The 8,761-nt window shown below is 61.1% G+C and carries 5 protein-coding genes and 3 pseudogenes; 4 read left to right on the top strand and 4 right to left on the bottom strand.

The window, feature by feature from the left end; all coding sequences use genetic code 11:
* Window positions 1-348: 348 nt before the first annotated feature.
* Both OCW50_RS32275 and OCW50_RS32270 read left to right on the top strand, forming a co-directional pair.
* Window positions 349-1,725 (top strand): IS110 family RNA-guided transposase, encoded by a 1,377-nt coding sequence (locus OCW50_RS32275; RefSeq protein WP_210805193.1) that lies wholly within the window; start codon window positions 349-351, stop codon window positions 1,723-1,725.
* Between the two features lie 2 nt (window positions 1,726-1,727).
* Window positions 1,728-2,002, top strand: a pseudogene (locus OCW50_RS32270) (IS3 family transposase); the annotation flags it as partial.
* A 5-nt stretch (window positions 2,003-2,007) separates the two neighbouring features.
* On the opposite strand, the gene OCW50_RS32265 reads toward OCW50_RS32270, so the two are convergent.
* The 3 genes and pseudogenes from OCW50_RS32265 to OCW50_RS32255 form a co-directional block, all read right to left on the bottom strand.
* Window positions 2,008-2,463 (bottom strand): hypothetical protein, encoded by a 456-nt coding sequence (locus OCW50_RS32265; RefSeq protein WP_262300330.1) that lies wholly within the window; start codon window positions 2,461-2,463, stop codon window positions 2,008-2,010.
* A 330-nt stretch (window positions 2,464-2,793) separates the two neighbouring features.
* Entirely contained in the window at window positions 2,794-5,034 is a 2,241-nt protein-coding gene (locus OCW50_RS32260; protein WP_210805189.1) for a T3SS effector XopP-like protein, read from the bottom strand.
* Window positions 5,035-5,862: 828 nt separating this feature from the next.
* A pseudogene (locus OCW50_RS32255) lies at window positions 5,863-6,890 on the bottom strand (IS110 family RNA-guided transposase).
* A 242-nt stretch (window positions 6,891-7,132) separates the two neighbouring features.
* Between OCW50_RS32255 and OCW50_RS32250 the strand changes: the two are divergent.
* Complete coding sequence (locus OCW50_RS32250; RefSeq protein WP_262300329.1) at window positions 7,133-7,312, top strand: hypothetical protein; 180 nt, start codon at window positions 7,133-7,135, stop codon at window positions 7,310-7,312.
* A gap of 165 nt (window positions 7,313-7,477) precedes the next feature.
* On the top strand, window positions 7,478-8,317 hold the full coding sequence (locus tag OCW50_RS32245) for an effector protein NopP (protein ID WP_305797864.1): 840 nt from the start codon (window positions 7,478-7,480) through the stop codon (window positions 8,315-8,317).
* Between the two features lie 216 nt (window positions 8,318-8,533).
* Here the strand turns inward: OCW50_RS32245 and OCW50_RS32240 are convergent.
* Window positions 8,534-8,761 (bottom strand): annotated as a pseudogene (locus OCW50_RS32240) (hypothetical protein); the annotation flags it as partial.

Here is an 8,761-nt window from a genome sequence, read left to right as displayed (position 1 = left end):
ACTCAAGCGGGCAACGGTCAGCCATATGCGTCGCCTGTCGAAATCGCCCGGGTGCGTGCGAAGCTACTTCAGCCACAAACCCGTCCGCTACGCCGCATGCTCAAGACAATGAGGACCGGATCAATAAAAAACCGTCGCGGACTGGGTCCGCCTGTGGGGTCAGAAACAGCTTGCTGGTAGTCTGATCCCGGAGGGGAGCGGCCGTTACCTTATTGGTGGCGCATTACCCCGTTAAAAACGTGGTCCATGGACTGTTGCGCGCTTGAGAGTGGTGACGCCCCAGGGTGATCCCGGTTAGGAATTTGACCTTTGGCGCAGTCCAGCCCCTCCCACCCCAAGGAGGAGCCGATGAGACGCAAACGAGAAGCCGGCAAAGATCGCCTGAGCCTGCCGGTGGTTCACCCCCATGCCGCAGCCATCGATGTCGGGGCCACGATGCACATGGCCGCCGTGGGACCGGACCGGACAGATGAACCCGTGCGCAGCTTCGGGACCTTTACCGCCGACCTGCACCAGTTGGCCGACTGGTTCGAGGTTTGTGGCGTCACCTCCGTCGTCATGGAATCGACCGGCGTTTACTGGATCCCGGTCTTCGAGATCCTGCAGGACCGCGGCTTCGAGGTGTTTCTGGTCAATGCGCGCGACGCGAAGCGGGTGCCCGGACGCAAGACGGATGTGAAGGATGCGCAATGGCTCCAGCGGCTGCATGCCTATGGCCTGTTGCGCGCCAGCTTCCAACCCAAAGCCGAGATCGCGGAACTGCGCGCGTATCTGCGCCAGCGTGAGCGCCTGCTTGAGTATGCCGCCTCGCACATCCAGCACATGCAGAAGGCGCTGACCGAGATGAACCTGCAGCTGCATCACGTGGTCAGCGACATCACTGGCGCCACGGGCCTGCGCATCATCCGTGCCATTCTGGCCGGCGAACGTGATCCGGCAGTCCTGGCGAACTTAAGAGACGTCCGGTGTCACTCCAGCTCCGAGACGATCGAGAAGGGATTGACGGGTCATTATCGCGCCGAGCATCTGTTCGCGCTCGAACAGGCGCTGGCGCTGTACGACACCTATCAGCACAAAGTGGCGGCGTGCGACCGGAGGATCGAGGCTGTCCTGAAGGGGCTGAGCCCCCATAAGCCCGATTCCGCTTCCTTGCCGCCTCCGCGCCGACGCATGAGCCGCCAGCCCAATGAGCCGAGCTTCGATCTTCGTGGCGCCCTCTATGCGGTTCTGGGCCAGGACCTGACCCGGATCCACGGCCTAGGGCCGTCCTTGGCGCTCAAACTGATCGCGGAGTGCGGCACGGATCTGACGGCTTGGCCCAGCAGCAAGCACTTCACATCGTGGCTCTGCCTCGCGCCTGGCAACAAGATCTCCGGTGGCAAGGTGCTATCCTCCCGAACGCGCCGGTCAGGCAGTCGGGCGGCGGCCCTTCTGCGGCTGGCGGCCGTGACGATCGGCAAGACGGAGACGGCACTGGGTGCCTTTTACCGGCGCCTGTCGACGCGGATTGGCAAGGCTAAGGCCGTCACGGCAACCGCTCGCAAGATTGCGGTGCTGTTCTACAACGCCCTGCGCCATGGCATGGATTACGTTGATCCGGGAGCGTCGTACTATGAGGAGCGGTACCGGAAGCGGGTGATCGATAACCTGCACCGACGCGCCAAGGCGTTTGGCTTTGTGCTCCAGGAGGTCGGTGTCGTCGCACCCGCGGGAGCTGTTTCTTAGGAAGCCATCGGCATCTTCGCGGAGGTGCCGAAATGAGGTTCGGCTTCATCGAGCAACATGCCCGCACCTGGCCGGTGCGGCTCATGTGCCGCGTGCTCGGGGTGTCCGCCAGCGGCGGCGGTCCCGGCCGGAGAGCCATCGGGCGATAGCAAACCGGCGCCTGCTGCAGGAGGTGCATCAGCTTCATGCTCGGCATAAGGGTCGCTATGGCAGCCCACGCATGCACGCAGCCTTGCGGGCCGAAGGGCACCGGATCAGCCGCGGCCGGGTCGAGCGGGGGCACTATTTCGCTAGCACCCGGATGTTGTGCGACCTTGATCTCGCAAATATGTTCCGGAAATCCTGTCCAGTCACCTCTTCCCGGCCCAACTGCTGACCGATATCGCCCAGAAGCTCGAGGGAAAAGCCCTCGTATGTGCCAAAGATGGCACGCTCGGCAAACCAGCATCGTGCTTCATGTGATTGAGCCAGAAAGTTTTGCTGCAGGCCGCTATGGGTCTCCAGGAGATTTGGCGCCGAAGCCAGGATCTGATTAGCGCGACCAAACTGGTAGTTGTTACTGTCAAGGGCCGGGGTATGCGACGTTGGCGGCTTCAGCGAGGGAAGCCCGAGAGCTTGCTTCCTTTCATCAAACTCAAGCACATGCTCATAGAGCTGCGGTCCGTCGCCGATGGCGACGGTGTCGCAGTCGAAGTCACTATCAAGCTTTTCCTGTCCGCCGGTTGGGATGGCAACCAAAGAGCTGGGATAAACACCCCGGTGGCATGTAGGATGCCCAAGCAGTCGAGCCGCGTGTCCTCCTTGACACGACCCTTGCCTGTTGCCCAGTTCGAATGTGACTCGACGTTCTCGGCGGACATCACCAACGCGCGGTCGGCGTAGGCGGCCAGCCATATCTCGTTCGGCACGACGATCAGAATGCCATCGGCAAAAGGTAGGATCGTCGACCGCGAGTTCTTCCCGAAACTTCTGGGCGACATTAAAGCTGCTCGAGGATTTCCTCTCGGTGATAACGGTCGGCTTGAGGGTGTCACCACAGCGTCACTCTGGCGCGAGAAACAAAGGTTACTACATCCCAAGGCGCGCGAACTGCATCGACGCGTGCTCCGCCTCGGGAAGGGGGTAGCATGGGGCGATGCTCAACAACGACTTACAGAACGCAGGCGTGAGCTTGCCACGGTGAATCACGACGTCCTCGTGGCCCATCGCAGCCCGGGCGGTCTGCCACTGCCGATTGTGGCCGCGCTGTTCATTGGACTTCACGTGGCAAGCGGCGAAGTCGGCCACATCCAGCGTCGCCAACTGCCTTTCATGTACCGGCAGCTTCGTATGGATGTGCACCCACATCGGGCTTGGCATCGCACCATTGCGCAGCGCTTTGGGCTGCAGCCTGATCTCGAACAGCGTCCCTGGCTCGCCCTTCAAGGCGCGCGGTCGGTCCACAGGCGCCAGTTCCTCGGCCGCCCTGAGCTGTTCGAGGTACTTCTGCGACGGGAAGGCGTAGGTCTTCATGCAATCGATCATGATCGCTGTCTTTCGCGCGTTCAATGAGTTTGCCTGTCCCTGCACCTCGGACAACATCGCCTTAAGCCGGACTGTTTTGTCGTGCACTTCGCGCACTTGCGCAGGCGTGAAAAGGCCGCGTCGGCGAGGCTCGTCGAGCGCGGCTACACAGGCCTCAGTCTCGGCGGCGTGCGTCTGCAGGCGCTTGACGACGAGATCCACGACGTGGTCGGCGTCCTCGGGCTTCATCTGGCGCGCTTGCGAGACAGCTCTTTGCTGAGCCGGCAGATCGAACTGCAGCAGCTCGTCCAATCGCTCGAGTAATCCGGCCAGTGCTTTCCTTGAGGGCGGAGCCTGCCACATCTCCAGATGTACGGTTGCCGACGATGACTCCCTCGCAAGTGCCTCCTCTTGGCTCGCGAGCTTCTTCGTACCCAAATCCGAGAGTACGATAAGCTTGGCTGTCGGGACCGTGTCAGCGTCGCGCCTGGCGAGCTGCGGTTCCGGCACCCCTGCCGTCGAACTCCCCTCCCCTGCGGCCGGTGTGCGCTTGCCCTTCCCCTTCCTGCGCGCCGCGTGGCCCTCAGCCACTACAGCAGTATTTTCCAGTTTCGCAGCCACGGCCAGTGGTTCAATCATGGCTGGCGTCTTTGGCTGCACTGCCAGAAGTTGCATGACTTCGTGCGCCGTCCCCCATGCACCTTCGACGATCTGGTCCAACAGTTCCAATTGAAGGTCGGCACCCTTTCCCGCCTCCCTTAAGCTGGCAACAATGCCGTGCACCCCTGACCCGAATTCCGAAAGCCGCTCCATGACTCCTTCCAGAACGGCGCAGTGCTCTGCGTTGAGTGCGCGTCCTTTGCTGTACAGAACAGCGTCAGACGTCGAGAGGAATGCCGGAAAAGCGTCCTCGATGAAGGTTCCCAGCAGACGCACCCGGCCGTTCCCAGCCATGAGGATTTCCCTCACGGCTGGTTCGACCGTGCTCGCCTGAGGCTCAATCATTAGTTGCGCGAGAGCGATCCGCGAGTGCAGATACATGCACTTCGTATTAAGTGCCCAGCCCGTATGCAGGCGTAGCGCCGCCTCTTCGGCCTTCCGCATTTCAGGCGTGGCGCTTGGCAAGTTGGCGGTGGCGGCGCAAACGGACTGCATCCGTTCCGAGCGCAACACCTTCTTTCCCCACCACTCCATGCAGGCCACGTAGTGCTTCGCCACACTGGGCACCGCCCGGCTCAGCTGGTCGGGCGGAGCGTTGTCAGCTCGCATCTTGTCGAGTACACCTGCTGCTTTCTTCCTCCGTGGCTCCAACTCGTAGATAGTCGCAGTAGCCAGATTGTTGCATTCGTCTGCTGCATCAAGCACCTCGTCGCGGAGTTGACGAGCCTGATCGTCGGACAGAATGCTACGCGCCACATGTGGGGGCAGGCTCGCGTAGTAGTCCAGAGCTTCCGAGCCTGCCTTGACGATTTGATCGATCAGCTCTTGCGCCTCCGAGGGGTTCCGGGCTTGCGTGGCCGCTCTACGACAGAGATCAAGGTCGTCAAGCAGGCTACGCATTTTTCGTTTCGCTGCCTTGATCTCGTCGCCTCTTGGCGCTGCCACACCCGAAGTTAGTGACTGGCTCACGAGCGGGGCAGTTCTATCTTGGGGCCGAGAGCGCATCCGCTCCACGACGGAGTCGAACGATTGGCTGCCTTCACTAGGGGCAAGACGTGTCTCCGAGCGCGAGCTGCTCGATCCCCACGTGCTGTCGGCTCCAGCACTCCCAACGTGCGATTTCCCAGCTCGGCCAATCCCCGTCATGTTCCACCTCCAGTCAGATCGAGAATGCTCAGCATGCCTGGATAGGCTGGCTGGCTGACGAGTAGCTGACGGAAGGCGCTTTTTCCGGATGCACAAGAAAACTCAGATCACTGTGGATTGCAATTCCATGGGTTACGGTGTGCTGTTGGAGACATCGGGGATGACCGCGTGATGTAGGATAGCCAGCTGCAGTGAATGACTGCGGCCTTCTGCTGCCTCGCCCCAACCGCCATCAGGATCCGCACTGTCAGGCTGCGACAGAAGCGGCCGTGACGGCGATCCGGAAGAGTCCGCCGTATGCCGGCTGCTTTGTCTGTAGGGACCTGGCAAAGACCATCCCGAGTTGCGGAGCGCCGCCACGAGAGCTCGCTTCCTGAAACGGACTGGTTGATTGTGGTGAGGCAAAAACACCCGCCAAATATCGATTGGCAGACCTTCGGCAGCCGCACGTCCTGTTCTCCGGGAAGGAGATGGGCATCCGAAAAGCTTACGGATCCGGCGGTGATGCAGCAGTCCTGACCAGAGATCGAACGTCGGTCAAACCACGTTTTCTCGCCCCACGGCCGAATTCAAGCAAATCCGATGTCGCGCAGCTCCATTCCAATGTACAAGCTTGCCGAAGCTGCCGCCCGTCCCCGGCCCAGGGTGCAGGGTCGTTTCGCGGTCGACAGGTGTCGCCGCATGATGGCGCTTCGCGGGCGGAGCCTTCCTATGTGGACGACGCACTCGGCTGCATCAGCGGTGCATTCCATCGCGCGGAATGGTTCGGCTCACGTCTCAGCAAGGACGTCTCAGCGCGCTCAGAGCCTGAATGTAATCCTCAACTGGTCAAGCTGCTGCGCCGATGCTCCGGTCGAAGAAGGTGCCGGCCTTGAGCAGCGCGTGCATGATGACCACCAACTTTCGGGCGACCGCAACCGCCGCACGCTTAAAGCCGACCCGCTCTCGGAGCTTGAGGCCCCATCTCCGCAGGCCGCTCTCGGCTGAACTGCGGGCGAGGATGACCGTTGCGGCCTTGAAGAGGAGCCCCCCGCACATGGCGGTCACCCCCGGCGAGAGATATGGCCATCGTAGTCGACCTCGCCCGACTGGTAGCGCCGCGTCGTCAGACCGAGCCAGGCGCCGACCGAGCGGGAGTTCTTGAAGTTATTCGGATCCTCGACAGCGGTCGCAAACGATGTCGCGGTGATCGCTCCGACCCCGGGGATCGACATGAGAATGCGACAGGCTTGGTTCTGGCGCGCGCCGGCCACGAGTTGGCGGCCGAGTTCCGCGGCCCGGATGCGCAGGCCGCGCCACGCCTCCAGCATTGGCAGCACGATGGCAGAAAGCCCGTCATGGTGGACCAGAAGGCTACGGACATTCTTCTCGAATGTGCTGCCTTTGCCGGCGGGTACGACCAAGCCGAAGGTCTTCATGAGGCCGCGGATCTGGTTGGAGAGCTCGGTGCAGATCCGGACCAGCCGGGTGCGGGCCGCCACCAGCGTGCGGGTCAGCATGCTGTCGAAGCCTTTCACCCGCACCTCACGATAGAAGCCCACCTCCGCCAGATGGGCCAGACCGTCGGCATCATCCGCGTCAGTTTTGTTCGCTGCCATGTCGAGGGCGGCCTTGGCATGACGCGCATCGATGCAGATCGCCGGGAGCCCCTCGTCGCGCAGCGCATGATAGAACCACACCGACAAGGGGCCGGTCTCGAAGATCACCCGCTTCGCAGACGGGGCACGTTTGCGGATCAAGTCAGCAATCAGCTTGGGATCGGACGGGCACTTGCCGCGCCAGACGCGCTTGCCGCCTCTGCGGATCGACACCGCCGTCACTTTCATCGACACGTCGAGTCTGATATAATCGTCCATGGCTGTTCTCCATTCGATGCCTGGGCCCGGCTTCCCGTCGTGAACCCGGTCTCCGTCTTGTCGGGGAACAGCCACCGGCTTCCATGCACGTGACTTGTTCGGGCGACCCGCTCCCGCGATGACCCCATGTGGACGGCCCCAACCGCCTTTGGCATGGACGGATTGGGACGAGTTATGGGTGAGTGGGTTCCCAAATCAGTCCGGTGATGATTCATGGCGGGCCAGCTTCAGGAGGCGCGACCATGCTGACGGGAGTGACGGAGGACGACTGGGCAACGGTGCTGCGGGTGTTTACCGCCTCATGCTCCCGGCGCAAGGGCCGCAACGACCGCCGCTTCCTAGAGGCGCTGCATCACTTCACCATCCACGACATTGCCTGGCGGGCGCGGCCCGCGTGTTTCAGAAACTGGAACTCGATCTGATGACGGTGCCTGATTGACTATTCAGGCACGAGCGCTGAATCGAGCTGGGTTTCCTCGTTCGTCCACAGAACGCCCACGTCAGCTTATCGTCAGCTAGGCTGACTACCGTGCGCTGCAGGGCATAACCAGCCTCGAAAATGATTCACCTTAGGAGTGAGAATCCTCATGTACGGTCGAATTGGTGGCATTTCCGACGAGTGGAAACGCAATGGCTTGGCTGACGAAACGGATTCGTGGGCGGCCGACGGCGAGCAAACCCAAAGTTTCTCGGACACATTCGCCAACATGCACTTAGCCGCAGCGGACTCCAGCGCTCGCTCATCTTCGCCAGCACCGGCGTATTCCCTCGTTCCCAAACCTCCTGTGCTGGAGATTGACAAGTTTACATTCAGGGAAGAGGCGAAGGCGTTTCATAGTAAAGAAATAGAAGATATCGCCAACAACCCGCAGGAGTATTCTAATTTCATATCTACGCGAGCCAAAAATGCCGCCGAGATCGCAAAGAAATACGGCACCACTACAGATACAGAACAGGCACGATATTTCAGCTACAAGTTAGGACGCAAAACTGTGGCCCTCCTACGAACGGAGGGCGGATGCCCTATGGATGACTTCGAAGGCGAAAAGTGGCGGGAACTGTTTCCCGGGCGAACTGAGATCACCTCGACTGTCGATCTTCAGGTTGCACATCCGCTTGTCGAGAACGCAGGCGATATTCTGTTGGAATACCAACTTCGGCGCGACGGCGAGCGACCGTTGCTCCTCTCTCGCCCTGGCAACGCGGAAGCAAAAGCCCGCGCGGCTAAGATGGGTTTCGTCGAAGTGGACAATTGCAATATGGTACTTGATCCTACCCAGCATCCTGACAAATGGACGACGAACAGCGCCGGTGAATGGCTGCGTGTAAACAGACCTCAACAATTTCTCTCCAAAATTGAGGAAAGCGAGGGCGGAGATAATCCTATAGCAAGCTCCGGCTACGCGTACGAGGACGACTTTATGTGACGTTAGGGCATGTGGACGGATTGGGACGAGTTATGGGTGAGTGGGTTCCCAAATCAGTCCGGTGATGATTCATGGCGGGCCAGCTTCAGGAGGCGCGACCATGCTGATGGGAGTGACGGAGGACGACTGGGCAACGGTGCTGCGGGTGTTTACCGCCTCATGCTCCCGGCGCAAGGGCCGCAACGACCGCCGCTTCCTAGATCCTCGGCGCAGTGATTATGACCGTTTGGCGAGTGGCTCGAGAGGAGCTGTTTTGGGATAGGCACGGCCCATCTTGGTGCGGGCCTTCTCTGTCGTGAACATCCAGGTCATGCGTGTACCGGCGGCGTTGCGCTCGCGCTCCCAGGCGGCGATTTCCCGCTCGAGCCCCTCGCGCGTGTCGATCCGCCGGTCCAGGCACTGGCCCTTGAGCACCCCGATCTCGATCTCGACCATATTCAACCA

Source organism: Microvirga sesbaniae (assembly GCF_025460805.1).
GTDB lineage: Bacteria > Pseudomonadota > Alphaproteobacteria > Rhizobiales > Beijerinckiaceae > Microvirga > Microvirga sesbaniae.
This window is presented reverse-complemented; position numbering and strand designations above follow the sequence as displayed.

What these genes read in the sequence shown, in the direction of transcription:
- OCW50_RS32275 (WP_210805193.1), top strand. Translation starts at nt 349, where the DNA reads ATGAGACGCAAACGAGAAGCCGGCAAAGATCGCCTGAGCCTGCCGGTG.
- OCW50_RS32260 (WP_210805189.1), bottom strand. Translation starts at nt 5,034, where the DNA reads ATGACGGGGATTGGCCGAGCTGGGAAATCGCACGTTGGGAGTGCTGGA.
- OCW50_RS32250 (WP_262300329.1), top strand. Translation starts at nt 7,133, where the DNA reads ATGCTGACGGGAGTGACGGAGGACGACTGGGCAACGGTGCTGCGGGTG.
- OCW50_RS32245 (WP_305797864.1), top strand. Translation starts at nt 7,478, where the DNA reads ATGTACGGTCGAATTGGTGGCATTTCCGACGAGTGGAAACGCAATGGC.